This is a genomic window from Mucilaginibacter sp. SMC90, from assembly GCF_022811725.1.
In the GTDB taxonomy this organism is placed as follows: Bacteria; Bacteroidota; Bacteroidia; order Sphingobacteriales; family Sphingobacteriaceae; genus Mucilaginibacter.
In genome coordinates this window covers 3,895,963-3,921,830 of the sequence record NZ_CP094527.1, presented here as the reverse complement: position 1 = coordinate 3,921,830, position 25,868 = coordinate 3,895,963, and the positions used below count along the sequence as shown (strand labels likewise).

The 25,868-nt window shown below is 42.5% G+C and carries 23 protein-coding genes; 12 read left to right on the top strand and 11 right to left on the bottom strand.

The window, feature by feature from the left end:
- Positions 1-22 precede the first annotated feature (22 nt).
- From MTO98_RS16865 to MTO98_RS16855, 3 genes are read right to left on the bottom strand one after another with little or no spacing between them, the layout of a single operon-like run.
- A complete protein-coding gene (locus MTO98_RS16865) occupies positions 23-799 on the bottom strand; it encodes an HAD-IIA family hydrolase (RefSeq protein ID WP_243487785.1) in 777 nt (258 codons plus the stop codon).
- A gap of 30 nt (positions 800-829) precedes the next feature.
- Positions 830-1,213, bottom strand: a complete 384-nt coding sequence (locus MTO98_RS16860; protein ID WP_243487784.1) for an SRPBCC domain-containing protein — start codon at positions 1,211-1,213, stop codon at positions 830-832.
- A 23-nt stretch (positions 1,214-1,236) separates the two neighbouring features.
- Positions 1,237-1,827, bottom strand: coding sequence for an acetate uptake transporter (locus MTO98_RS16855; RefSeq protein ID WP_243487783.1), 591 nt, complete (start codon positions 1,825-1,827; stop codon positions 1,237-1,239).
- Positions 1,828-1,930: 103 nt separating this feature from the next.
- Between MTO98_RS16855 and gpmA the strand changes: the two genes are divergently transcribed.
- From gpmA to MTO98_RS16840, 3 genes are all read left to right on the top strand, one after another.
- Entirely contained in the window at positions 1,931-2,620 is a 690-nt protein-coding gene (gene gpmA, locus MTO98_RS16850) for a 2,3-diphosphoglycerate-dependent phosphoglycerate mutase (RefSeq protein WP_243487782.1), read from the top strand.
- Between the two features lie 182 nt (positions 2,621-2,802).
- Positions 2,803-4,413 (top strand): hypothetical protein, encoded by a 1,611-nt coding sequence (locus MTO98_RS16845; RefSeq protein WP_243487781.1) that lies wholly within the window; start codon positions 2,803-2,805, stop codon positions 4,411-4,413.
- A 170-nt stretch (positions 4,414-4,583) separates the two neighbouring features.
- Positions 4,584-4,928: a phosphoribosylpyrophosphate synthetase gene (locus MTO98_RS16840; protein ID WP_243487780.1), complete on the top strand. Its 345-nt coding sequence runs from the start codon at positions 4,584-4,586 to the stop codon at positions 4,926-4,928.
- Positions 4,929-5,020: 92 nt separating this feature from the next.
- Here MTO98_RS16840 and MTO98_RS16835 read toward each other — a convergent pair whose 3' ends face one another.
- Entirely contained in the window at positions 5,021-5,605 is a 585-nt protein-coding gene (locus MTO98_RS16835) for a hypothetical protein (protein ID WP_243487779.1), read from the bottom strand.
- Between the two features lie 122 nt (positions 5,606-5,727).
- Here MTO98_RS16835 and MTO98_RS16830 point away from each other — a divergent pair, with 122 nt between their 5' ends.
- The 3 genes from MTO98_RS16830 to guaB all read left to right on the top strand — a co-directional run bounded on the left by MTO98_RS16830 (position 5,728) and on the right by guaB (position 10,122).
- The gene (locus MTO98_RS16830; protein ID WP_243487778.1) at positions 5,728-6,966 is read left to right on the top strand and encodes a pitrilysin family protein; all 1,239 of its coding nucleotides are present in this window, start codon (positions 5,728-5,730) and stop codon (positions 6,964-6,966) included.
- 103 nt (positions 6,967-7,069) lie between these two features.
- Positions 7,070-8,347 carry a pitrilysin family protein gene (locus tag MTO98_RS16825; protein ID WP_243487777.1) on the top strand — a complete coding sequence of 426 codons (1,278 nt, stop codon included), beginning with the start codon at positions 7,070-7,072 and terminating at the stop codon, positions 8,345-8,347.
- Between the two features lie 302 nt (positions 8,348-8,649).
- The gene (gene guaB / locus MTO98_RS16820) at positions 8,650-10,122 is read left to right on the top strand and encodes an IMP dehydrogenase (protein WP_243487776.1); all 1,473 of its coding nucleotides are present in this window, start codon (positions 8,650-8,652) and stop codon (positions 10,120-10,122) included.
- A gap of 191 nt (positions 10,123-10,313) precedes the next feature.
- On the opposite strand, the gene MTO98_RS16815 is transcribed toward guaB, so the two are convergent.
- A complete protein-coding gene (locus MTO98_RS16815; RefSeq protein WP_243487775.1) occupies positions 10,314-11,078 on the bottom strand; it encodes a hypothetical protein in 765 nt (254 codons plus the stop codon).
- A gap of 108 nt (positions 11,079-11,186) precedes the next feature.
- Between MTO98_RS16815 and MTO98_RS16810 the strand changes: the two genes are divergently transcribed.
- Positions 11,187-11,771: a TIGR00730 family Rossman fold protein gene (locus MTO98_RS16810; RefSeq protein ID WP_243487774.1), complete on the top strand. Its 585-nt coding sequence runs from the start codon at positions 11,187-11,189 to the stop codon at positions 11,769-11,771.
- A 189-nt stretch (positions 11,772-11,960) separates the two neighbouring features.
- Positions 11,961-13,589, top strand: a complete 1,629-nt coding sequence (locus tag MTO98_RS16805) for an acyl-CoA carboxylase subunit beta (protein WP_243487773.1) — start codon at positions 11,961-11,963, stop codon at positions 13,587-13,589.
- Positions 13,590-13,721: 132 nt separating this feature from the next.
- Here the strand turns inward: MTO98_RS16805 and MTO98_RS16800 are convergent, their stop codons facing one another.
- The 6 genes from MTO98_RS16800 to MTO98_RS16775 all read right to left on the bottom strand — a co-directional run bounded on the left by MTO98_RS16800 (position 13,722) and on the right by MTO98_RS16775 (position 20,974).
- Complete coding sequence (locus MTO98_RS16800) at positions 13,722-14,468, bottom strand: PliI family lysozyme inhibitor of I-type lysozyme (RefSeq protein WP_243487772.1); 747 nt, start codon at positions 14,466-14,468, stop codon at positions 13,722-13,724.
- A 19-nt stretch (positions 14,469-14,487) separates the two neighbouring features.
- Entirely contained in the window at positions 14,488-16,791 is a 2,304-nt protein-coding gene (locus MTO98_RS16795; RefSeq protein WP_243487771.1) for a family 20 glycosylhydrolase, read from the bottom strand.
- Positions 16,792-17,188: 397 nt separating this feature from the next.
- A complete protein-coding gene (gene trxB / locus MTO98_RS16790; RefSeq protein WP_090526227.1) occupies positions 17,189-18,145 on the bottom strand; it encodes a thioredoxin-disulfide reductase in 957 nt (318 codons plus the stop codon).
- Positions 18,146-18,218: 73 nt separating this feature from the next.
- Complete coding sequence (locus tag MTO98_RS16785; protein WP_243487770.1) at positions 18,219-19,394, bottom strand: dipeptidase; 1,176 nt, start codon at positions 19,392-19,394, stop codon at positions 18,219-18,221.
- Positions 19,395-19,465: 71 nt separating this feature from the next.
- The gene (locus MTO98_RS16780) at positions 19,466-19,918 is read right to left on the bottom strand and encodes a DUF3592 domain-containing protein (protein ID WP_243487769.1); all 453 of its coding nucleotides are present in this window, start codon (positions 19,916-19,918) and stop codon (positions 19,466-19,468) included.
- A gap of 60 nt (positions 19,919-19,978) precedes the next feature.
- Entirely contained in the window at positions 19,979-20,974 is a 996-nt protein-coding gene (locus MTO98_RS16775; protein ID WP_243487768.1) for an aldo/keto reductase, read from the bottom strand.
- A gap of 168 nt (positions 20,975-21,142) precedes the next feature.
- Between MTO98_RS16775 and MTO98_RS16770 the strand changes: the two genes are divergently transcribed.
- The 4 genes from MTO98_RS16770 to MTO98_RS16755 are packed head-to-tail and all read left to right on the top strand — an operon-like array spanning position 21,143 to position 25,766.
- On the top strand, positions 21,143-23,191 hold the full coding sequence (locus MTO98_RS16770; protein WP_243487767.1) for a BatA and WFA domain-containing protein: 2,049 nt from the start codon (positions 21,143-21,145) through the stop codon (positions 23,189-23,191).
- A 32-nt stretch (positions 23,192-23,223) separates the two neighbouring features.
- Entirely contained in the window at positions 23,224-24,474 is a 1,251-nt protein-coding gene (locus MTO98_RS16765) for a dihydroorotase family protein (protein ID WP_243487766.1), read from the top strand.
- A 7-nt stretch (positions 24,475-24,481) separates the two neighbouring features.
- A complete protein-coding gene (locus tag MTO98_RS16760; protein ID WP_243487765.1) occupies positions 24,482-25,150 on the top strand; it encodes a hypothetical protein in 669 nt (222 codons plus the stop codon).
- A gap of 34 nt (positions 25,151-25,184) precedes the next feature.
- A complete protein-coding gene (locus MTO98_RS16755; RefSeq protein ID WP_243487764.1) occupies positions 25,185-25,766 on the top strand; it encodes a DUF4199 domain-containing protein in 582 nt (193 codons plus the stop codon).
- Positions 25,767-25,868 lie beyond the last annotated feature (102 nt).

Here is a 25,868-nt window from a genome sequence, read left to right as displayed (position 1 = left end):
AAGATTGTGAACTTGTATTAATTTATTGCCACCACTTAAGCGGGAAAACTATTTTATCTACTGAACTTGCTATCATATCAGGTTTAAAAGCATAATGGCTTAACTGATCCTTGCTGGAAATACCCGATAAAACAAGAATAGTTTTATAACCCATTTGTACGCCTCCCTGGATATCAGTTTCCATCGTATCACCGATAACGGTTGTTTCGGCAGTTTCAAGGCCCAGGAATTTCCTTGCCGACCGCATCATCACCGGGCTTGGTTTGCCAGTTACAAATGCCTTACGACCGGTAGCTTCTTCAATCATAGCAGTTGTAGCTGCAATGCCTAAATTGTTCCATCCCGGTTTTTTAGGAGATGGGTCCCTGTTAGTGGTTATAAATTTAGCACCTGCCAGGATCATATCAACTGCACGCTGTACCATCTCGAGGGTAAAGTTTCTGCCTTCGCCTAAAACAACGAATTCCGGATCGGAATCAACAAGTGTGATCCCATTTTCGTGAAGACTGGTAAGCAGGCCGCCTTCGCCCAGCACAAAAGCGGTACCATTAGGGCTTTGATCGCCCAGGAATTTGCCGGTAGCCATGGCGCTGGTATAAACGTGCTTGGTTTCAACAGTTATTCCAAGCCTTTTAAGCTTGCGCACAACCTCCAGGCTGGTGCGCTGGCTGTTATTGGTCATAAAGGCAAAAGGGATGTCATTATCTATAAGATGTTTGATGAATTTATCAGCGCCTTCAATGAGTTGTTCGCCGCTGTAAATCACCCCATCCATATCAATTAAAAGACCTTGTTTCATGGGTATAATGTATTTTACTATTTAGATGTCTTAAGCGCCTTCAAAAAAATCGATCAAGCCACCAAAATAGCTGTCATTCCATCCATCAACAATGTCGTTATAATCATCATCGGGAATGTTGGTGTGCCTTAGTTCGGCTGATGTTCCATTTTTATCGGCGTGTAGTTTGATGGTTACTATCGAGTTATCGCTTTGACCTTCAAAATACCATTGCTGAACAACTTTTTTATTGAGCTCAAATTCAAGGTTTTTTCCTACAATACTGCCATCCCACATTGAAAATTCGGTACCGGGCTCGGCAGACATTTCTGCTACTTCGCCAGTCCATAATTCAATGGTAACAGGGTTGGTGATGGCCATGTAAATCTCTTCGGGAGTGGCCGGTATGCTGTAATATTTTTTATAATCTTTCACCCACGCAATTTAGCTGAAATAATTTAAACCTTCACCGGGCCAATTGGTAAAACAGTTTTTCCATAAACTTCATTCAGTACGTTTGCAATACCGGTATAAATGGCCGAAGCTCCGCAAATGATACCTTCATAACCAGCCAAATGTTTAATGCCTGCGTTGCCCGTAGCATCACCCGCCACTAACAGGAAAAACAATATAGTTAGCGAAGCAAAAACAAATTGCAGCGCGCGGTTGAGTTTTAAAGTTCCAAAAAATAACAGGAAAGTAAATATACCCCAAATACTCAGGTAAGCTATCATTGCACCTTCAGACGGGGCTGCGCCCCAGCCAAGCTTAGGCATTACCAATAAGCCAACCAACGAAAGCCAGAAAAATCCGTATGATGTAAATGCTGTTAACCCAAAAGTATTGTTCTTTTTAGCTTCGATAACACCGGCAATAACCTGTGCTAAGCCGCCGTAAAATATACCCATGGCTAAGATCATGGTATTCATTTCAAAAAAGCCGGCGTTGTGGATGTTTAATAAAACGGTGGTCATACCGAAAGCGCAAAGGCCAAGCGGCGCAGGATTGGCAATGCCATCCTTCACCGGTACAGGTGTAGTAGGGATCATATTAGGTTTTAGTTTATTGGTTTGTACCGCAAGCTAACTGATTTATAAATATTAAGCAAGTTTTTGACAACCCTTAACTTACTTTTGCGTTAAGTAAATAGCTATGCAAAAATTAGTATTAATACGTCACGGTGAAAGCGTTTTTAACCAACAAAACCGTTTTACCGGATGGGAAGATGTCGACTTGTCGGAAAAGGGATACGAACAGGCCCACCATGCTGGTAAGATACTTGATAAGAATGGTTACAATTTTGATATCGGTTTCACGTCATACCTGAAGCGGTCGATCAAAACCCTTCATTATGTTTTGGAAGAACTCGATCATTTATGGATTCCGGTTGAAAAGTCATGGCGATTGAATGAACGTTTTTACGGAGCCCTTCAGGGATTGAACAAGGATGAAACAGTTGCCAGATATGGTGAAGAGCAGGTGTTAAAATGGCGGCGCGACCCAAATGAGCATCCACCGGCTATAACCAAAGAAGATGCGCGTTATCCCGGTCACGACCTCAGGTATAAAGACTTAACCGAGCGTGAACTCCCCCTAACCGAAAATCTGAGCGAAACCATGGACAGGGTACTGCCTTTTTGGAATGAGAGAATTGTGAGGGCCATGCGCCGAAATCAAAAGGTTATTGTAGTAGCACACGGCAACAGTCTTCGTTCACTGATAAAATATATTGATAATTTAACAGATGAGGAAGTAACAACACTGGAGATCCCTACAGCAACACCATGGGTTTACGAGCTCGATGAAGGCTTGAACAAGATCAGGCACTATTACCTGGAATAATTAAGGCCTAACCTTTGAGCGGCTTGTCAAGCTTCAAATATGTAAAAAATGGTTTGTGAGTTTTAATGAGTTTATTTAACAATAAGTTAATGAAATGGCAATAATTATCGGTTAACTTTTGTATAGGTGTGCCGTATAATTTAATAATATTAACTTATACATTAAAACCTAAAAAAATCATTATGCTAAAGCTTACTAATCTGCGTATGTGGGTAATGGCCGCTGCCATAACCGGCATGCTGGCAAGTTGCCAAAAAAATGGCCAAATGCCGGCATTAAAAGATGCTGATCAAATTTCTGCCGGCAACAAAGTAATCAAAACCTTAGCTGTATCCTTAACGCAGGGTTTTGAGGTTGGTTCAACCAGCCCAAAAACTGCTTATGATGTATCGCCAACCGGCTCGTCAAGCGGCGACAATGTTACTTTATCAGGCAATTCATGGAACATGTATGACGCCCTGATCGGCAATCTCGCCGCCGATCAAAAAGCAGGTGCATGGAGTGCCCGTGTGCGCAACACGGGTAAAATCACCATGTTGTTTGATGTTGCTAATGGCATCAGCACCGTAACCATTAAAAGCGCCACCTATAGCGGTGACAGCCCAAGTACCTGGGGATTGTTTTATTCAACAAATGGTGGTTCGTTATGGACTCAATCGGGTTCGGCAATTACTACTACGTCAGCATTAACTGTTTCAACCTTTACAGTTACTCAAACCGGTAATGTACGTTTAGAGATCCGGAAGCTTACTGGTGGCAGCAACCGTATCAATATTGATGATATCACCATTAATGATAACGCGGGCGGTGGTACAGGTGGTGGAACCGTACTTACAGGTAAAAAGTTTCTGTTTGACGCAAGTCACCTTGAAAATGCAGGCAGCGCCGATTGGCAGATTGACGCCGACGGTACCGAGCAGGTTGCTATTTACACCGGCGGCACCACTACCGAAACCAAAGCTCAGCGTATTCCTACTCCATCATACACAGGTATTACTTCATCTACTTCTGAAACTTATTGGAAAGGTGCCCTTTCGGCATGGGCTGTGGAACTGGTAAAACGCGGGGAACTGGTTGAATCACTTCCGGTAGGAACTGCCATCACTTATGGCGGCGGCGGTGCCCAGGATTTGAGCAACTACGACGTTTTTGTTGTTTGCGAACCTAACCGTTTATTTACTGCTGCCGAAAAAACTGCCCTGATGAATTTTGTGGCTAACGGCGGTGGTTTATTCATGATAGCCGATCACACAGCGGCAACAACTGCCGGTACTGATGCCAATGGCTATAATCCGTCAGACCGTGACGGCGATGGTTACGATTCACCAAGGGTTTGGAATGATTTGATGACCAATAACGGTATCAATAACAACAACCCATTCGGCTTTAACATTAATTATGTTGATATCAATGAAAGCCCATCTACCAACGTTTACACCGGTTCCAATGCTAATGCGCAAAAAGTATTGAACGGTGCAGCCGGTACGGCTTCAAAAATGGCCTTTTATGATGGCTCTACAGCAACCTTGTTCCCTGGCAATAACTCAAGTGTACAGGGGTTATTCTGGCGTAACAGTGCTACAAATGGGGGTAATGCCAATGCTATGGCGTTATTGGCAACTTATGGTAGCGGTCGCGTAGTTTGGATAGGTGATAGTTCGGATGCTGATGACGGTACCGGTGATACCGGCGACAGCTTATTTAATGGCTGGTCGGGCGATGCTCCATCAGGATATACCTCACATTCCGCATTCCATTTAAATGCGTCATTGTGGCTGGCTAAAGCGCAGTAAAAATATTTACCCGAAAAGGGTAAGTTTCAATTGTTAGTTTAAATCCTGTTGCATACTGCAGCAGGATTTTTTTATCTCTCTGATTCAAACAAGTTAGCAGCCTTTGTAGTTATACATTAAAAGATGATCAACCAGATCTTTTTTTGTTTACCTATACAAAGAACATCACCATGAAAAATTACGAAACCTTAGTAGATGCCACTAATGACCTGCTGAAGAGGGGATATACAGCCAACCTTAGTCTTGATGGTGATACCATTGATGATAAGGAAAAAGATATTCATATGACTGCCGATGATTTTGAAATAGACGAGTTTTACCGTTTTGAAGGTGCAAGCAATCCCTCCGATATGTCGATTGTATATGCTGTGTCATCATCCAAATATAACTTAAAGGGCGTGTTGGTAAATGCTTATGGTACCTATGCCGACGATAGTTCATCAGCTCTGGCTGCCAAATTGCATCACGGCCAGGTAAGCCACAACCTGCACGGAGAAGACAGGCCAACCGAGTAAGTCGGTAGCCTTAAGTCGAAAATCTTAAGTTAAAAGTCGGCGACAAATATTTCTGTAGGGACAGCGGGATATTTGTTGGCGGCTTTTGGCTTTTATTTAAAGCCTTCTTCTCGGGGAGATTTAGCGGAGCTTAACTCCTTCATCATTTTTCTTCCAGCCGATTGGATAGCTGCGGTACCATTTCGCATTAAAAACTCAAGCTGTGCTGGCAATTCATCGGCCACCCAGGGATACCGGAACCGCAAATTCAGCAAAGCCCAGCCGGCAAATACTTTCACCGCTATTTTTACTTTTGAATCTATCATCCAGTCAAAAAGCTGCTCAACAACAGGTTCAAGGTCAAGAATGTTCAATTTTTTCTTTACCGGCGATTGTTCATTTTCTTCACTCGCGTGCATTAGTATTTTGGCATAATGCCTTTGGCAACCTGGATTGGTAACTTGTGGTAGCCGTTCAATTAAATATTCAAGATTATTAGTAAAAACAGCAGGGTCTTTTAAAAACATATTTTCCAGCAGCCAGGCTGCGCGAAAGCCGAGTGGTTTATCTGGATGAAAGGTAATGTCTATCAAATCACGCAGATCAAACTGCTGCTCGGTTAAAATGCGGCTTAGTTCAAGCACTTTAAGCTTGCCTATGGTATTCGCTATTTTTTGAGTAAGTTCGTCGCGGGTCATTGGTAGCTTAAAAGTAAAAAAATACCGGAGCCTAACCTAAAACTGTCGTTCATTTTTGGCATTCACTTTCAATGTCACCAAAAGTTATACATTTGCTATCCGTATAAAAATTTAATAGATACATGGTTAAATTCAACCGATTTACGCTTGACAATGGCCTCAGGGTTATTGTACATGAAGATAATACCACACCTATGGCTGTGCTCAATATTCTGTATGATGTTGGGGCACGCGATGAAGATCCTGAACAAACCGGTTTTGCCCACTTGTTTGAACACCTGATGTTTGGCGGTTCTGTAAATATCCCTGTGTATGACGAGCCACTGCAGAGGGTAGGAGGCGAAAATAACGCCTTTACCAGCAATGATATCACTAACTACTATATAACCTTACCCTCAGCTAACCTGGAAACTGCCTTTTGGCTGGAAAGCGACCGCATGTTAAGCCTTGCCTTTAGCGAAAAAAGCCTTGAAGTGCAGCGCAACGTGGTTATTGAAGAGTTTAAGCAACGCTACCTGAACCAGCCCTATGGCGATGTTTGGTTAAAGCTTCGTCCGTTGGTTTATAAAACACACCCTTATCGCTGGGCAACCATCGGTAAAACCATCAAACACATTGAGGATGCCCGTATTGAGGATGTAAAAGCCTTCTTCAAAAAGCATTATAACCCGCAAAACGCCATCATGGTAGTAGGGGGCAATATAACAACAGAACAGGTAAAAGAGCTTTCTGAAAAATGGTTTGGGGCGATCCCTGCCGGTGAAAAATATCATCGTAACCTGCCACAAGAGGCCGAGCAACATGAAGCCCGTCGCGAAACGGTGACTGCTAAAGTGCCGCTTAATGATGTGTATATAGCGTTTCAGATGGGTACCCGTACGGATGATGACTACTATGTGGTTGAGTTGCTTTCAGATGTCCTTTCGCGCGGCAATTCATCACGATTGTACAAATCGCTGATCAAGGAAAAACAGATCTTTAGCGAAGTACATGCTTATATTACGGGCAGTTTGGATAAAGGAATGTTTGTATTAGAAGGTAAACCGCTTGAAGGTATCAGCATTGAACAGGCAGAAGCTGCGTTATGGGATGAGCTGGAGAAAATTAAAGCCGAAGAGATCCCGGCCGACGAACTTACCAAAGTTCAGAACAAAACCGAATCGACCATGATATTTTCAGAAATGTCATTGTTGGATAAGGCGATGAACCTGGCCTCGTTCGAGCTCCTTGGCGATGCTGACCTGATCAACCATGAAACAGCAAGATATCTTGCCGTGAGCGCTACACAGGTAAAGGAGCAAGCCAATAAACTGTTCAGGAAAGATAATTCATCAACGCTTATTTATTTAGCAGAGAAGTAAACAGAACCTTGATTTATTGGATTTTAGGATTGCCCGGATGGATTGAGTATATCAGGATCAGGGAATCCAAAAATCAGGCAAATCAGGGTCAAACAATATACATATGATCAACAGACAATTAGCTCCTGAATTCAGGGCTATCGATAATATAAGCCTGATTAAGCCGGAGCATCAGAAGCTTGGCAATGGCTGTAACGTTTTTTGCTTTAACTCCGGCGATCAGAAATTGGTGCGCATTGAATGGATCTTCAGTAATCTGACTTTTGATCCGGCAAAACCGTTGCTTAATATGGCCGTAAACTCCATGCTTACCGATGGTACTACAACCTTAACCGCCGCACAAATTGCTGATAAAATTGATTTCTACGGTGCCTTTTTGCAGGTTGATTATGGTTACGAAAGTTCGCAGGTTACGCTATACAGCTTAAACAAACATTTGCACCATACATTGCCGGTTATCGCTGATATCCTTAACAATTCAATTTTCCCCGAAAAGGAACTGGAAACTTTTAAGCGTAACCAACAGCAAAAGCTACAGGTTAGCCTGCAAAAAAATGATGTTGTGGCACGGCGTGTGTTTAACAGGGCGGTTTATGGAGCCACCATTTTTGGTTATGCCTCTGAAATGCCTGACTATCAAACCTTGCAACGTGACAATATGCTGGCCCATTACAAAAAAATGTATCAGCCATCAAATTGCACTATCGTTATAGCAGGCAAAGTTGAACCCGAAACGCTAAATCTGCTTACAGATACTTTTGATAAAAACTGGTCAAACACCTCCGAACTGGGTGCTACAACTCAACCAGATATAAAGGCCGCCGCCGACCTATTCTACTTTACAGAGAAACCGGAAGCCTTGCAATCAGCCATCCGGATAGGCACGCCTACCATCAACCGTTCACATGAAGATTTTCAATCTTTACAGATATTAAATACGGTATTCGGTGGTTATTTTGGTTCGAGGCTGATGGCCAATATCCGCGAGGATAAGGGATATACCTATGGTATAGGCTCAGGCCTCGCCTCGTTTAAGCAAGGGGGCTCATTTTTTATAGCTACTGAAGTTGGAGCTGATGTTTGCAAGCTGGCAGTTAATGAAATTGAAAAGGAAATCAACCTACTGAAAACTGAATTGGTGCCGGAAGAAGAGTTATCATTGGTGCGCAATTATATGCTTGGCTCGTTACTGGGCAGCCTGGAAAATGTGTTTTCGCATGCTGATAAATTCAAAACTATCTATTTTGCAGGCTTGGATTATGATTACTACCACAGGTACACAGCAACTGTAAAAAATATAACTTCAGATAAGCTGATCCAACTGGCTAACACATACTTTAACTTCGATCAGTTTTATAAAGTGATTGTAGGAAAGTATTAGAGGTATTTCGAAATTGGGATGTTCGATTTCGGATTACTTTGATTTCGAATTTCGAATGTTCGATTTCGGATTTGTCTTGATTTTGGATTTGGGATGTTCAGGGCGCCCACTTGAAGGCTGAACATCCCAAATCTAAATTATTGAATGCCCACTGCTAAAATCCTAAATCGAACATTCGAAATCCGAAATCCTGAATTATCATCCCAAGGCAATTTTAAATAAATCCGAAATCGAAATTCTCAATTCCGAAATATTTTATTACCTTTGCCCGGCAAATAATAACTCCAAAATAATTATTTGCTATGCAGTTAGACCCATCAAAATTTGTTGCCGAAGGATTAACTTACGACGACGTTTTACTACTCCCGGCTTATTCAGAAGTTTTACCACGCGAAGTGAATACCGGAACTTACTTAACTAAAAGCATCCGGTTAAACATTCCCATCATCTCGGCCGCTATGGATACCGTTACTGAGGCTGATTTGGCTATTGCCATTGCACAGGCAGGCGGTATCGGCATGTTACACAAAAACATGACCATACAGGCACAAGCCGACGAGGTGCGCAAGGTGAAACGTTCAGAGAGCGGCATGATCCAGGACCCGGTAACTTTACTGGAAGATGCACTGCTTGCAGATGCTTTCCAAATTATGAGAGAATTTAGCATTGGCGGCATCCCGGTTATCGATGCAGATCATAACCTGAAAGGTATTATCACCAACCGCGATCTTCGTTTCCAAAAGGACATGAGCGTTCCCGTAAGTGAAGTAATGACCAAAACAAACCTGATCACTGCACCAGAAGGGACTACCTTAACCGATGCAGCCAACATATTGCAAAGTAATAAGATTGAGAAACTACCTGTTGTTAATAAAGATGGGAAACTGGTAGGCCTCATCACTTATAAAGACATTCAGAAAGTTAAAAACTTCCCTAACGCTTGTAAGGACGAATACGGTCGTTTACGCGTAGGTGCTGCCGTTGGTGTTGCTGCCGATAATATTGACCGTGTAACAGCTCTGGTTAACGCAGGTGTGGATGTAGTTACGGTTGATACCGCTCACGGCCATTCAAAAGGAGTTATTGATATGGTTAAAGCGGTTAAAAAGCTTTACCCTAATCTGCAGGTGATTGCCGGTAACATTGCCACTGGTGATGCCGCTATAGCACTTGCCGATGCCGGAGCAGACGCTGTTAAAGTAGGTATTGGCCCGGGCTCAATTTGTACTACCCGTATCATTGCAGGTGTAGGTGTACCGCAGCTATATGCCGTTTACGAATGCGCTAAAGCGCTTGAAGGCCGTGGTATCCCGGTTATTGCCGATGGCGGTATTAAACAAACTGGCGATATCGTTAAAGCTATAGCTGCCGGAGCAAGTTCAATCATGGCAGGTTCATTGTTTGCAGGTGTTGAAGAGTCACCCGGCGAAACTATTATATACGAAGGCCGTAAATTTAAATCATACCGCGGTATGGGTTCGGTTGAGGCTATGGCAAAAGGTTCAAAAGATCGCTACTTCCAGGATGAAACCGACGTGGTGACCAAATTGGTTCCTGAAGGTATTGTTGGTCGCGTGCCATTTAAAGGCAGCATGGCCGAAGTAATATTCCAATATATCGGTGGTTTACGTGCCGGTATGCACTATTGCGGTGCGGCTAATATCGAAGACTTGCAACGTGCAAAATTTGTACGCATCACCGCTGCTGGTATGCGTGAAAGCCATCCGCACGATATTACTATTACTAAAGAAGCACCTAACTATACAAGCAGGTAATTCTTAATATAAACTGCATAAAGATAAAAAGCCTGAAAGATATGGTAAGCGCAAGTTTACCGTACTTTCAGGCTCTTTTGTTTAATAATACAAGCAGGTAATTCTTAATATAAACTGCATAAAGATAAAAAGCCTGAAAGATATGGTAAGCGCAAGTTTACCGTACTTTCAGGCTCTTTTGTTTAATAACCTTACTGGCCGGGAACAGACGATGACTTAGAAATCAGGCTACCGGAGGTTATAATTTTTAATGCCTGATCATAAGTGAAACCTTCTTTAACAAGCGCGTCAAAATATTCTTTATTCAATTTGGCTATTTCGGCTAATTTGCCCGGCTGTTTAAAGTAGCCAAGCTGGGCATCAAGTACTGATTTTGCCATAGATGCATACATCGGGCCCATAGAGCTCATAGCGTTTTGCATTTCGTTTGAAGCGTTTCCGTAAAGCAAGCCCGTTGAGGCTGTGTCTCTTTGTATTGGCGGCGGCGGAAGCAAAACCACATCTGTTATTTTAGGAGCTTGCTCAATTAAACTAACGTTATAAAAGTTAAAATAGCTGATTCCCGACTTGCTTAACCCGGCATGTTCTATGATGTCTATTGATTTTGCAGCCGCAGGTATTTTTTTAAAGTATACTTTAAATTCAAGTTTATTACCGGCCTTTTTTAATATGGTTTTATTCGGTACCATTGCTATACTTTCTGACTTAACGTAGTCATAGTGTGCGTTGTTCAAATCAGTTTGGAGATAAATCTCCTTATTGAGCTGAATCCATGCGTTATCCTGGTAAGCATGGCCTATAAAAGTTACAACAGTATATAAATTGTCAGTTTCAATTTTTTTGATGATCGTTGATTGATCATCTTTTTGCTCAACTTTAGGAGTAATGATGTTTTGCGCAAACGCCTGCGATGCGATAATAAAAAAGGTGATAATGGTTAAAATAGGTTTTTTCATGTGATATTTTTTTTAAATATATTAATAATACCACAATGTAAACCGGTCATATAAATAATGACTAATAGTTATTCAGCACTTAATATTAAACCTTTATTTTTGTTCAATATGAAAGCTATCTGTGTATTCTGCGGCGCTAATTTTAATGGCGACCCTATATTAAAACAAGCAATTGATCAACTGGCCGAAGTAATGGTGAGCCGTGATATTACCCTTGTATTTGGCGGCGGCAAAGTTGGCGTCATGGGTTTAATGGCCGATGCTGTGTTAAGCAGGGGAGGCAAGGCCATAGGTATTATCCCTCAATTTTTAATGGATAAAGAAGTTGGGCATACCGGTTTAACCGAATTGCATATTGTTGAGAATATGCATCAGCGTAAACAAATGATGAATGACCTTAGCGACGGCATCATTACGCTTCCTGGTGGTTGGGGTACCCTTGAGGAATTTTTTGAGGTATTAACCTGGTTGCAATTGGGTTTGCATAATCACCCGATTGGGCTGTTAAACGTAAACGGTTTTTATGATCTGTTACTTAAACAGATGGATGTAATGGTTGAACAGCGTTTCCTGAAGCCAGCCAATCGTGAACTGATCCTTACTTCGGGCGATCCGATAGAACTGGTAAATCTGATGGATACTTTCAATGCCAAACCAGATGAAGTATGGTTTAAGGACAGAAACCTTACTTAAGTCTTAAGTCGAAAGTTTGAAGTCGAAGAGTATTTGCAATCGGCGAGTTTTTGTTGCCGGGATAAAACGGCATATCGCCATTTATACTTCAGATCAATGACCGTTTTTCTTCTTTAAAACAAAACAGTTCATGATTGCCTTTTTGTGATAGGAAATTTTCTAAATTACCTGTCCTATCTAAAACCAATTATGAATATCGAATTCAATAAAAATGAAGATATTAATAAGCAGCTTGTTTATGAGCTAAACACCCGGCTTAACAAAGTATACCAGGGTGGCGGCGAAAAGGCAGCTGCCAAACAAAAAGAAAAAGGCAAAATGCTCGCCCGCGAAAGGGTGGCTTACCTGATTGATAAAGATAAACCATGGCTGGAGATCGGTGCTTTTGTAGCCGATGGTATGTATGGTGAACACGGTGGTTGCCCATCAGGTGGCGTTATTTGTGGCATTGGATATATATCGGGCAGGCAATGTGTTGTTGTTGCCAATGATGCTACCGTAAAGGCAGGGGCTTGGTTCCCGATAACTGCCAAGAAGAACCTGCGCGCCCAGGAAATAGCTATCGAAAATAAACTTCCTATTATTTATCTTGTCGATTCGGCGGGCGTTTACCTGCCTTTGCAAGATGAGATCTTTCCGGATAAGGAGCATTTTGGCCGGATCTTCCGCAATAACGCTATCATGAGCAGTATGGGGATTATCCAGATTGCTGCCATTATGGGTTCTTGTGTTGCGGGCGGCGCTTACCTGCCAATCATGAGCGATGAGGCCATGATCGTAGAGGGCACAGGCTCTGTGTTCCTGGCGGGATCATACCTGGTAAAATCAGCCATAGGTGAAGATGTAGATAATGAAACTCTTGGTGGTGCCACTACGCACTGCGAGATCTCCGGTGTTACCGATTATAAGCAGCCTAATGACCAGGCCGCGCTTGATTCCATCCGGAATATCATGAGCATGACTGGCGATTATACTAAAGCCGGTTTCGACAGGATTCAGTCATCGGCTCCAAAACTTAACGAAAAAGAAATTTATGGCATATTGCCGGATAACAGGGAGAAAGCCTATGATATGATGGAGGTCATCCTCCGCCTTTTGGATAACTCCGAATTTGAACCCTATAAAGATGGTTATGGGCAATCTATTATTTGTGGATTGGGCCGCGTTGATGGCTGGGCTGTAGGAATTGTTGCCAATCAGCGCAAGGTGATCAAATCTAAAAAGGGTGAGATGCAGTTTGGCGGGGTGATCTATTCTGATTCGGCGGATAAGGCTACGCGCTTTATCATGAATTGTAATCAAAAGAAGATCCCACTGGTGTTTTTACAGGATGTTACCGGTTTTATGGTGGGCAGTCGCTCAGAGCAGGGTGGGATCATTAAAGACGGCGCTAAAATGGTGAATGCAGTTGCAAATTCTGTAGTGCCCAAATTTACCATCGTTATTGGAAATAGCTACGGGGCGGGCAATTACGCCATGTGCGGCAAAGCCTACGATCCCCGGTTAATTTATGCATGGCCGTCAGCCAAGATCGCAGTAATGGGCGGCGGACAAGCAGCCAAAACCCTGTTACAAATTCAGGCAGCAGGACTCAAAGCCAAAGGCGAAGAAGTAGACGCCGTAAAAGAAGCCGAATTACTGCAACAGATAACAGACAGATATAACTCTCAAACAACTCCATACTATGCTGCAGCCCGTCTCTGGGTTGATGGTATAATCGATCCGCTTGAAACCCGTAAGGTAATATCGATGGGGATTGAAGCTGCCAATCACGCGCCTATCGAAAAAGCTTTTAATGTGGGGGTGATACAAACTTAGTGATTAGAGCCTGGAGATAAGAGGTTAGTAAAAAGCCTGATAAAGTTGTTATTTTCTCTATCAGGCTTTTTTACCTTGCACTCGTTTGTAACGAGCGCTTAACTTGGGTTTGCGTTTGTAACGCAAACTAAACTATCCTCTATGCCTCTTATGCTTTTTCTTCGATGATTTTGAAGAAGATGAGCTTTGTTTATTCGATGATTTTTTCTCCTCAGCTTTAGCAGGCTGGTTGTCAGAAGCTTTATTGCTTACATCAGTAGAGTCTTTGCTCAGCTGTTTTACGGTAAATTCATTACCACGTAAACCATATTCCAGCTGGCGTTTTGCACCCGAAGGTTTTGCCTCTTTACCTGTACCATTGAAGATCGGGAACTCCCGCATCAACTTTCCATCCCTGATATAAAAATTATCATTACCACGGTAGCCTTTGCGTTGTGAACTGGTTAGCCTCGGAAAATCCAATTTATTGGCCTTGCTGTTGTTGTCGTTAAACTCAAAAGCGTAGATGGACGTGTAATTGGTTGTATCCTTTGATTTTGCCTGGATCAGGATCTCCGGGTTGCCGTCCACATCCATATCCGAATTATAAACATCGATGATAACGCCATCCAAATCTCCGGTGGTTGTTGTATATTTTATAGCCGACGAATCCGAATGTAATATCATGAATGATCCTGCCTCTTCTGCGCCACGGCCCCAGCTCAAAACGTCATAGCTTTGCCCGGGCGATACCTCTATCAGTTTATGAAACCTGAAAGGCGCCATCAATTCCGGCTTTTTAGGTGCCGTTGGAGCGGCAGGTGCTTTTGTTTCCTGCCTGCCGCATCCTGCCATTAATGCGCTCATCGCAAACGCAAAAAGGTAAAACCTCTTAGTCATATTTTTTATATAGTTCTGCTTAGTTATATAACGTATCTGGCGTTAATTCGGCCTTTGCTTTACCAGGCGCAGTGATAAACACCTTTAATGCTACAGGACCAGTACCCTGGTCAAAATATTTTACGGTCACTTTATGATAACCCTTCAATAGCGGTGCTGCACCCATTTGCTCGTTCATGGTATGTTTTCCGTCGTTACTAACTACCTGCTGGTCGTCAATTAATAAAACCGAACCACCTGCAGATGATGTTGCGAAACCATAAACGCCATCGGTATCAATATTAATAAATCCTGAGTAAATTACACCGTATTTACCTTTATTTTTTCGCAGATCGGCCGTATTGAAGGTTTTAGTAACGCCGCTATCGGCGGGCATAATGCCTAATTGGTTTGTGCTGGTATAAAGACCGGGAAAAACCTGGTATTTAACTCCTGTTGCTGCACCTGTATAACTAACGGCAGGCATTGGTGCTTTATTATAAACCAATGTAGTGGTTACGTTGCTCCGTTTACCTGATGGGGTGATCACAATGGTCTGCAACTCGCGGTATTGGTCAACAGGGATATCCAAATTCAATGGAATGGTGTAGATTAAATCTGTTTCACGTGGGGTATAACCATCAATGGTATAATGAACTTTTGCACCTTCTACAGATGGCTTTAATACTGCTGTTAATTTACTGCCTATCATTACGGTATCTTTTGCACCAATAGCAGTTGGCACATGGTAATCAAAACCATTTTTATCCAGCCATGCCAAATGACCCGGTAAACGGGTGTCGGCAAAATCAGCATAGTTTTTATTAGCCAACGGCGACCATGCCACTTCCGAAAGGGCTAAGAGCCTTGGCAGTAGCATAAACTCAACTTTTGCGTCTGTAGGTATATACTCTGTCCATAAATTAGCTTGTACACCTTTAATGTATTTTTGCTCATCAGGCGTTAATACAGCCGGAGTAGGGTTGTAGCTGTAAATTTTTGAAAGAGGTTCGTTACCGCCAATGCTTAATGGTTCCTGGCTCGGTTTGCCCTGGCCATGGTCAATGTATAAACCGTTACTTCCCGGCGTCATGATCACATCGTGTTTTTGCTGTGCCGCTGCAATACCACCTTCTTCACCTCTCCAGCTCATTACGGTAGCGTTAGGAGCGAGGCCGCCCTCCAAAATCTCGTCCCAGCCAATGATGCTGCGACCTTTAGAGTTTACAAATTTTTCAATGCGTTGTATAAAATAGCTTTGCAGCGCATGTTCATCTTTCAACTTTAGCTTTTTGATCAATTGCTGGCAGAAAGGAGAATTTTTCCATGCATCTTTTGGAGCTTCATCACCACCAATATGGATGTACTTACTTGGGAAAAGTGCCATCACCTCCGTTAAAACGTCCTGTAAAAAGGCAAAGGTTTTTTCATTAGGACAGTAAATATCTTTGAATACGCCCCATGTTTCAGCGGTTTTATAGGTTTTAGACGGATCACAGCTCAATTCAGGATACGCAGCAAGGGCAGCTTGCGAGTGGCCCGGCATTTCAATTTCTGGTACGATGTTAATGAACCTGTCGGATGCATATTTTACTACGTCGCGGATCTGATCCTGCGTATAAAATCCACCGTAAGGGGTGCCGTCAAACTGCTGAGGGGTACGGTCGCGATAGCCGCCGATGAGCGTTTGCGCGCGCATGCTGCTGATCTGGGTTAATTTAGGGTACTTCTTTATTTCGATACGCCAGCCCTGGTCTTCAGTAAGGTGCCAGTGAAAAGTATTCAGTTTATAGGCAGCCAGCAGGTCAATATACTTCTTAACCATTTCTACCCCAAAAAAGTGGCGACCGACATCAAGCATGGCACCACGATAGCCGAAACGAGGGTAATCTTCAACCTGTACGCATGGCAGCTTAATGGTAGCGGAATGCTCGACCGGCATTAATTGTAACAAGGTTTGCACACCGTAAAATAATCCGGCCCCTTTACCTGCTACAATGATCTGTTGCGGGGTAATAGTTAAACGGTAACCTTCGGCAGGTAAACCATCGGTACCGGCGGCCGTAAGGGTTATAACATTTGTACTTGTACTGCTTTTAACAACAACAGGCTTGTTATAAGCCTGGTTATTGGCAAGGTAATCTTTAAAAAACACAACAGCTTTGTTTGAAGGCGTATCGGCCTGGATAGTGGTTTCCTGGCTCAACACAAATTGGCCGGAAGCTTTTTTTAATGAAACAGGAGCGGGGATGATACCCAGGTTTGGATCGCTGTCTTGTGCGTTTACGGTGGTGGTGCACACTGCAAGCACGGCAAGCAGTATCAAAGAAGCCTTTTTATACATAATTTATCAATCAGGTTAGTATGAGCCTGTAAGATAAATCTTTTTAAAAAAATATAAGAAGTTTTAGTGTGTAAAAAATTAGTTTAATAATTGATTAGTTGATCAGGTGTTTATCTGAACCGGTTACTATAAACCAATAAATACTATAATCTGTTTAATTCAGCTTCAGGTAATCTCACCCCCGTTGCCGTGAGGACACGGCAACGGGGGTGGGAAATCCTGTACATCCGAAAAATCTCCCCAAATCCTGGTTCAGAATATGGGCATTGCCTTCGGCCAGGCTATTCGCGAATTTAATAATAGGATCTTTTTATAAACAACAAAAGCGATAGGTATACCTATCGCTTTTGTGAGGTTAAGATACTAATCTCTAACCTCCAATCTCTAATCACTCCAATTAAGCTGTCACCACATGCTCTTTAGCTGCCAGGTAACGCTCTGCATCGATGGCAGCCATACAGCCGGTGCCGGCTGCTGTTACAGCCTGGCGGTAGATGTGGTCCTGGGCATCACCGGCGCAAAATACACCTTCAACATTGGTTTCGGTTGAGCCGGGACGGGTGATGATATAGCCTGTTTCATCCATATGTAACCAGCCTTTAAAAATATCAGTATTAGGATGATGGCCAATTGCCACGAAGAAGCCAGTAACGTCAAGATCGGTTTCGGCATTGGTTTGGTTATTGATCACCTTAACACCGGTAACACTTTGGCCGTCGCCTAAAATTTCTTTGGTTTCGGTATTATATAAAATTTCAATGTTCGGGGTGTTCAATACACGATGAACCATTGCTTTTGAAGCACGGAATTCATCCCTGCGAACGATCATATATACTTTACGGGCCAATTTAGCTAAATAGGTAGCTTCTTCAGCGGCGGTATCACCGGCACCAACTATGGCTACATCCTGGCCTTTAAAAAAGAAGCCATCGCAAACCGCACAGGCCGAAACACCGAACCCGCTGTATTTTTGTTCCGACTCCAAACCAAGCCATTTGGCCGAAGCTCCGGTTGAAATAATTACGGTATCGGCAGTAATGGTTTTTACATCATCAACCACAACTTTATGTGGCAAACTTGAAAAATCGACAGAACTTACATATCCGAAACGGATTTCAGTACCCAAGCGTTCAGCCTGTTTGCGGAAATCTTCCATCAGTTCCGGACCCATTATCCCTTGCGGATAGCCCGGGAAGTTTTCAACTTCGGTAGTTTGTGTAAGCTGACCGCCTGCCAGTAAGCCGGTATACATAACTGGTTTAAGATCAGCACGGGAAGCATATATAGCAGCAGTGTAACCTGCAGGACCTGATCCGATGATCAGGCATTTTACGTGTTCAGTTTCTTGAGACATTTTATTATAAATGAGTTGCGAATTTACAATTTTAAGCGCATAAGGCAAAGGGCATATCGTCAACAAAGTGACATCATTTGCCTGTATTGGCAGCAAGTACCCGCATCACATTTCCACCCAATATTTTATCGATATCTTTTTGCTTATACCCAAGTTTTAACAACTCTTCGGTTATTTTGGGATAGTCAGCTACGCTGTCCAGGCCAAGCGGGTAGGATTCGGCGCCGTCAAAATCCGATCCTATGCCCACATAATCAACACCTATAAGTTTTACTATGTAATCAATATGTTTGATCAGCAGCTCAAGCGGCGGCCTGAGTTTCTCCGATTCTGTTTTGTACATAACGTTCAATCTGATATTGGCAAGGTCAACATCATGATAAACTTTGGTTAGTGAATCAAGCTCGGCTTTATGTAGGGCCAGGAACTTAAGTACTTTTGGCATGTAGCTACTGTCTACAAAAGCACTGTAAAAATTGATGCAGACAACGCCGCCGTTTTTCGCAAGCGCCTTTAACTGATCATCTTTTAAATTACGACGATTGGGATCAATGCTATAAGCACAACTATGCGAAGCAATAACAGGTTTTGATGTGGTAGCCAGTACATCGTAAAAAGTACGTTCACCTACATGAGATACGTCAACCATAACACCAAGCTCATTGAGATGCTTTACTATTTGTTTGCCATAATCCGTAAGGCCTAAATGTTTTAGGCTATCCTTTTTAGTAACTTCATCACGGGCCGAAGTTGCCCATGAAGTACTGTTATTCCAGGTTAAGGTGAGGTAACGCATGCCGCGTTTAGCAAGGCTATCAATGTAATCCATCCTGTCTTCGACCATATGACCGCCCTCAACACCTATCAGCGCCGCAAGCTTTTTATCAGCAACAGCTTTTTTAAGTTCTTTGGTATTACGTACTAAAGTTATTTTATCAGGATTACGTTTTATGAGTGCATACAGCGAGTCTATTTCCCGGTTTGCAAAAGCAAAGGCTGTCCCTTTGCCATAACTCTCGCCACACCAGATAGAGAAGATCTGCGCATCAAGTCCACCTTCTGTAGCACGAACAAGATCGAAATTACCTTCATTTTGACGCTTGCCCAAATCTACTTTGGTTATCAGCTCGTTCGAAATAACGTCGTTGTGTGTATCAATTAAAATAGCCTTTTGATGGATTTGTTGCGCGTTTTGAGCAGATAGCTTTAACGCCAGCAATAAAGGAAATATTAACAGCGATCTTTTCATAAATGGAAGATAGGGAAATTGACCGCCGATTTAATTGATTTTTTTGATTTCGTTGATTTTGATAAGGCTCTTTATTGCAATATATACATAACAACCGCGGCAATAATCATTATCAAACCCAATATCATACCGGCGAGAGGAGCAATTTTTGAAACCTTGTCATTCAACATAAATACAGAAGTATCGTCAGGATCATAAATTACAGCCACTGTATCACCTTCAGAATATGAGCTTGGTCTGCTGCCGACGTTGTATTTCTTAGTAATCCATTCGCCTTGTAATGTTACGTAACGGATAACAGGATAATACACACCCATTGAATCATTGGTACTAATTTCATGTTCAATGCTAAATACAATGCCTTCAACTTTTATACCTGTTTTTCTGAGTTTTTTGCCGCGATCGTGCAATACTGCACCTACTACAGTAAATATGGCACCAAGAGCACCAAATATCAAAGCATTTACAGTAGGGCTGTTGCTCGAACTCAGATGGTTTCTGTAAAGTAAAATATCAAGGATCATGGTTCAGGTTTAGTATGCAATGCGAAGAGCCTGGAAGGCTCCCCGCAATATAGTAGTTTTTTAATCGACAATAACCAGGTCGCTCAATTGGTTATTGATAAATTCCATCTCTTCTCCATTGATATGGATATTGATGGCCTTGGCATTTTGGATGGATTGTTCGGCATTACGGGCACCAACCAGCGCAACAGTTATACCTGGGTGATTGATTGTCCAACGGATAACCAACTGACCCAGTGTTGCTCCCTTTTCATCGGCTAATGGTTTTATTTTGGCGAGGAAAGCATTGGTGCGCTCGATGTTCTGATCTTTAAAATATTTAACGCCCGCACGATGATCACCTTCTCCAAAATTTTGGCCAGGTTTCATTTTGCCAGTCAGCAAGCCACGTTCAAGCGGACTATAGGCCAGTATTGCTTTCCTGTTTTCAATGCAATAGGGGATCAGTTCATCCTCAATAGCACGGTTAACCATACTAAACGGAACCTGGTTTGCTGCCAGTCTAATAGTTTTGGCGGCCGCTTGCATTTGGCTTACGCTATAATTACATACACCGGCTTCGCGGATCTTACCTTGTTCCTGCAAGCGTAAAATAGCTTCCATGGTTTCATCTATTGAAGTGGTTTTGTCCGACCAATGGATCTGGTACAGGTCGATATAATCGGTACCAAGGCGTTTAAGACTGCTTTCACACTCGGCTATGATACTATCCTTACCTGCATAACGATAAACATCGATGTCTTTGCCGCTATTGTCTTTGCTCTTGAAAAAGAACTCACCTTTGGCTAAATCCCAGCGCAGGCCATACTTGGTTAGGATCTGCACTTTATCACGGGGCAGGTCTTTGATGGCCTTACCAACCAGTTCCTCGCTTTTGCCCTGGCCGTAAACAGGTGCCGTATCAATTGAAGTTATCCCGAGATCATAAGCCGCACGCATAGCATCGATAGCTTCCTGGTCATCATTGCCGCCCCACATCCAACCGCCTGCTGCCCATGCTCCAAAGGTTATTGCCGATACGCTTAGTTTACTTTCGCCTAATTTTCTGTATTCCATTTTAAGTAGATTGATGTATGCACCAAATATATTTATTTAAACATTATTTGAAAGTGCTATCGTCTCCTTAGTGTTACCAATGGCATCTGCACATTTGAAATTTGCACATCTGCATATTTATAAATTTAATTAGCACATTTGTAAATAGCACAACCACCTATATAAAATATGTATTTTTTATATCCCGCTTTTTTATTCGCGTTGCTGAGCCTGGCCATCCCGGTTGTGATCCATCTCTTCAATTTTCGTAAATACAAAAAGGTTTATTTCAGTAATGTACAGTTTTTAAAAGAGGTGCAAGAGCAACAAGCGTCGCGCCGCAATTTAAAGGAGCGCCTGATCCTGGCTTCGCGCTTACTTGCTTTACTGTTCCTGGTGCTGGCATTTGCCCGCCCATATATTCCGGGTGTTCAAAATAGCAGTGCCGGTAAACAGCAGGTGATCAGTGTTTTTGTAGATAATTCGTACTCCATGCAAACGCTTAACCGCGAAGGTTCATTACTTGATGAGGCTAAACGGCGTGCTAAGGAAATAGCTTCGGCTTATAATATTAATGATCGGTTTCAACTGCTCACCCAAGATTTTGAGGGTAAACATCAACGGTTGCTTAGTCGCGATGAGTTTAACGATGCTGTGGATGCGGTTAAATCCAGCCCTCAAAGCCGGAACCTGCAACAGGTGATCAGCAGGCAGGAAAACTTATTGGAAAATCAACCAGGTGCTACTAAATCAGTATTCATTATTTCAGATTTCCAAAATGGAAGGAATGATAAACCCGTAAAGGCTGATAGTAATATAGCCATCAACTTGGTACAACTTAAGGCCGGAAACCTGCCAAATGTAGCGGTTGATTCGGTTTGGCTTCTTAGCGCCGTACACCGGCCGGGCGAAAGTGAGAAGCTGGTTGTGCGCCTGCATAATTACGCTGCCGAAAAAGCCGAAAAGATTCCGCTTAAAGTATTGATCAATAACGAACAGAAAGCGCTTGGCAGTTTTAGCATCAAGGGGCGAGAAGTTCAAAACGATACTTTATCCTTTTCAGGTTTAAAAGCCGGTTGGCAACGTGGCGAAATTCAGCTGCAAGATAACCCTGTTACATTTGATAACCAGTTTTATTTTAGCTTTAATGTAAGGCAGCAAATGCCTGTTTTACTAATTGACGGAGGCGCGCCAAACCCTTATTTAAAAGCTGTTTTTGCATCCGATGCTTTCTTTGCCGCAACAAGGGTTGCCGATGGTAATGTTGATTATGCGGCGCTGAATACTTATCCCATAATTATTATCAGCGATATTAAAACCATTGCTACCGGACTGGTCCAGCAGCTAAGAACTTATGTAACTAAAGGAGGAGTGCTGGTGGTATTCCCATCTGCAGATGCCGATCTTGTTAATTATAAATCGTTTCTGTTAGGACTAAACACCGGGTATCCTGAAAAACTGATAACCCAGGATGTAAAAGTAGCTTCCATTAACAGGCAGAGCCCGGTATTTAAAAATGTGTTTGAAAGTTTTCCTCAAAACCCCGACCTGCCGTTGGTTAAAAAATATTACCAGCTAAGTAAAAGCGGTGCTAAACAGGAAAACCTGATGAGTTTGACTACCGGCGAGCCGTTTTGGGAGAGTTATACCAGTGGAAAGGGAAATGTGTACATATCTGCTGTGCCGCTTAACGAAGATTTTAGCAATTTACCAAGGCATGCCCTGTTTGTGCCGGTACTATTCAGGATGGCGTTGCTAAGCGGGCATGATCAGCCTTTATTTTATACACTCGGTACCGACGAAAATTTTGAGGTGCCGTCTGTGCAAACTACCGAAAAACAATTGCTTAAACTTACTAAAGGCGATCAAAGCATTATCCCCGATGTAAAACAGCAGGAGGGGGGCACGTTATTATATGTTTCGGATCAGTTACGCGAGCCTGGAATTTATTCGCTCAGGAAACAGGATAGTACATTGGCCACGCTGGCTTTTAATGATAACCGGGCCGAATCAGACATGAGTTATTTTACCGCAGCCGATCTGGAAAAAATATTGCCAAATGCAAAACCCTTATTAACAGCAGGTAACGGCTCAATAAAAAGCGTTGTGGCCGAATCAAATTTTGGCACACAATTATGGAAACTTTGTATAATTTTGGCGTTGATCTTCCTGCTTGCAGAAATATTGTTAATTAGGTTTTATAAGCCTGATCAACAGGGTGTTATTCAGGCGGGATAGTTCGATAAAAATCTACACATAAAGCAGTGCTAATGAATTTGCTTATCAAATCAGCCACTATTCTTGATCCCGGATCATCCTTTCATCAACAAGTTGCCGATATTTTAATTGAAAATGGTGTTATCACCCGCATAGCCGACGATATTGACGCCGATGTTGAACTGTTTGACGCCGAGGGCAAATATGTATCCCCCGGTTTTTTCGACCTTAACTGTAATATAGGCGAATTAGGCCTGGAAACTAAGGAAGACCTTCGTTCGGGTACCATCGCAGCAGCAGCCGGTGGCTTTACAGGTATAGCGCTTATGCCAAACAGCCAGCCTCCTGTACACTCTAAATCAGAGGTGGAGTACCTGCTTAATCGTTCGAAAGGTAATTTGGTTGATGTTTATCCTTTAGGTACCATATCGCAAAAACGCGAAGGGAAAGATCTTGCCGAAATGTACGATATGTACCAAAGCGGCGCTAAAGCTTTTACGGATGGCAGTCGCCCGGTGCAGGATGCCGGACTAATGGAAAGGGCTTTGCTGTATGCGCAAGGCTTTGATGCGCTGGTTTTCTCTTATCCCGAGGATACCGCGATAGCCGGTAAAGCGAAGGTTAATGAAGGCGAGATCAGCACACTGCTGGGCATGAAGGGAATTCCTTCCCTCGCCGAAGAGCTGATGGTTGCCCGCGATCTTTATCTTGCCGAATACACCGTATCGCGCATCCATTTTACCACCATATCAACTGCACGTTCGGTTGAATTGATCCGCGAAGCCAAACGCAAGGGAATCGAAGTTACCTGCGATGTTGCTGCACATCACCTGGTGCTAACTGACGAAGCCCTGTTAGGCTTCGACAGCTTGTATAAAGTTAAACCGCCGCTTCGTACTGCCGATGATGTTGCCGCGCTGATAAAAGGTTTGAAAGACGGAACTATCGATGCCATAGTATCGCAGCATACCCCACACGAAATTGAATTTAAAGATGTAGAGTTTGAGGTTGCTGAATATGGTATAACAGGTTTGCAAACGGCCTTTTCTCTGGCTTTAAAAGCCGACCTGCCGGTTGAACTCATAGTTGAAAAACTGGCTATCAATCCACGCGAAATACTCGGTGTCGAAACCTCTGTTATTGCCGAGGGAGAAAATGCCAACCTGGTAATTTTTGATATAGATGCCGAATGGGAATATACATCGGCTAACAATAAATCTAAATCTGCGAACTCGCCGTTTATCGGGCACAGTTTAAAAGGCAAAGTATTGTTAACTTACAACAATCAACAAATCTTTAAATAACATACCTATGATCGATCCAAAAATAGAAACCGCCTTTATAGCAGCGCTTGAGGCTTTCTCAAAATACAACAGCTTTGATGCAACGCAGCTAACCGATGAGTTTGCCGACGTTTTTGCATCCGACGAAGATTTTTTATCAAAAGTAGATGAGCTTGATGCTGTTTTTGATGAAAACGCTGAAGTAGAAGAGCTTCGCGAAATATTCTTCGATTTGCTCATGATCAATTTCTTTAGTGCCGATGTTAAAAAGCTGGAAGAAGATTATCTTGATACCCCGGAATGGGAGAGCATTGAAGAAGAAACCCTTGACCGCGGTACCGAACTCCTTAATCTGTTATTATACCTTAACGAGTGCGAAGACGAAGATATTGAGCCTGAACTGGAAGATTACCTGAAGGAGTTTTTATTAGTTGATGAAGACGAGTTCCAGGATGAATACCGAATTTATGAACCCGTTATTGCAAACCAGATCCTGATAGAAAGCCCTGTATCTGAGATCAGTAAAGTAGCAGCAACACTTCCTGAAGATTCAGAACTAAAGGAACTGTTTTACCCAATGATTTGCTTTTTCCAGAATATCGATCCATCTGATGAGGAGAAAAAAGAGATTGCCGATAATGCCATCAATAAAGAATTTGATATGGCGGTATTAGAGATCCTTGTTAATTTTCAATAGTATATAGAGCGTTTTAGTAAATAGAAGTCACCAAATGAGTGAAGAAACAGATAAAAAGATAAAAAAACAGGGCTTGATCAAAGGGGTATTCTTAGGGTTGGTAATATCAGCCATAAGTATTATTTACTTTTATTTTATGGTTACACTGGCCAAATCGGCCGTGGTCATCACCTTTGGTTCAGTGGTATTTTCATACTTCCTGCCTTTAGCGGCTGCAGCTCTATTTTCATTAAACCTGCGGGCCAAAATAGGTGGTTTATGGACAATGCGGCAGGCTGGTACCGGAATTTTTATTATGTTTTTTGTTTCGTATCTGATGGTCTTTATTATTAAAGACCAGGTTTTTGCAAAAGTAATTGAGCCCAATATGGTTCAAAAAACGGAGACGGCAATGGTTAACGCCCTTAATAAACTGAAAGACGAAACCACAAAACCGGAGGAAAAGAAAGAAGCTGATGCTAAAATACTGGAAATGAAAAAGGCATTTGACGCCGAAAGAACAGTTACCATAGGACAACAAATTCAGTCGTTAGGGATAAGCATTATATTTTTGTTTGTTTTATCAATAATTTTTGCGGCCTTTTTTAAAAAGGAGCCCGTTGGCACCGCTTCCTGATAACGAAGTAGTTAAACTATATAAACACGGGCTTTTCAACATTGAAAGGCCTGTGTTATTATATAAACTATTTGCGTTTAAAATAAAGATATGCATGATATA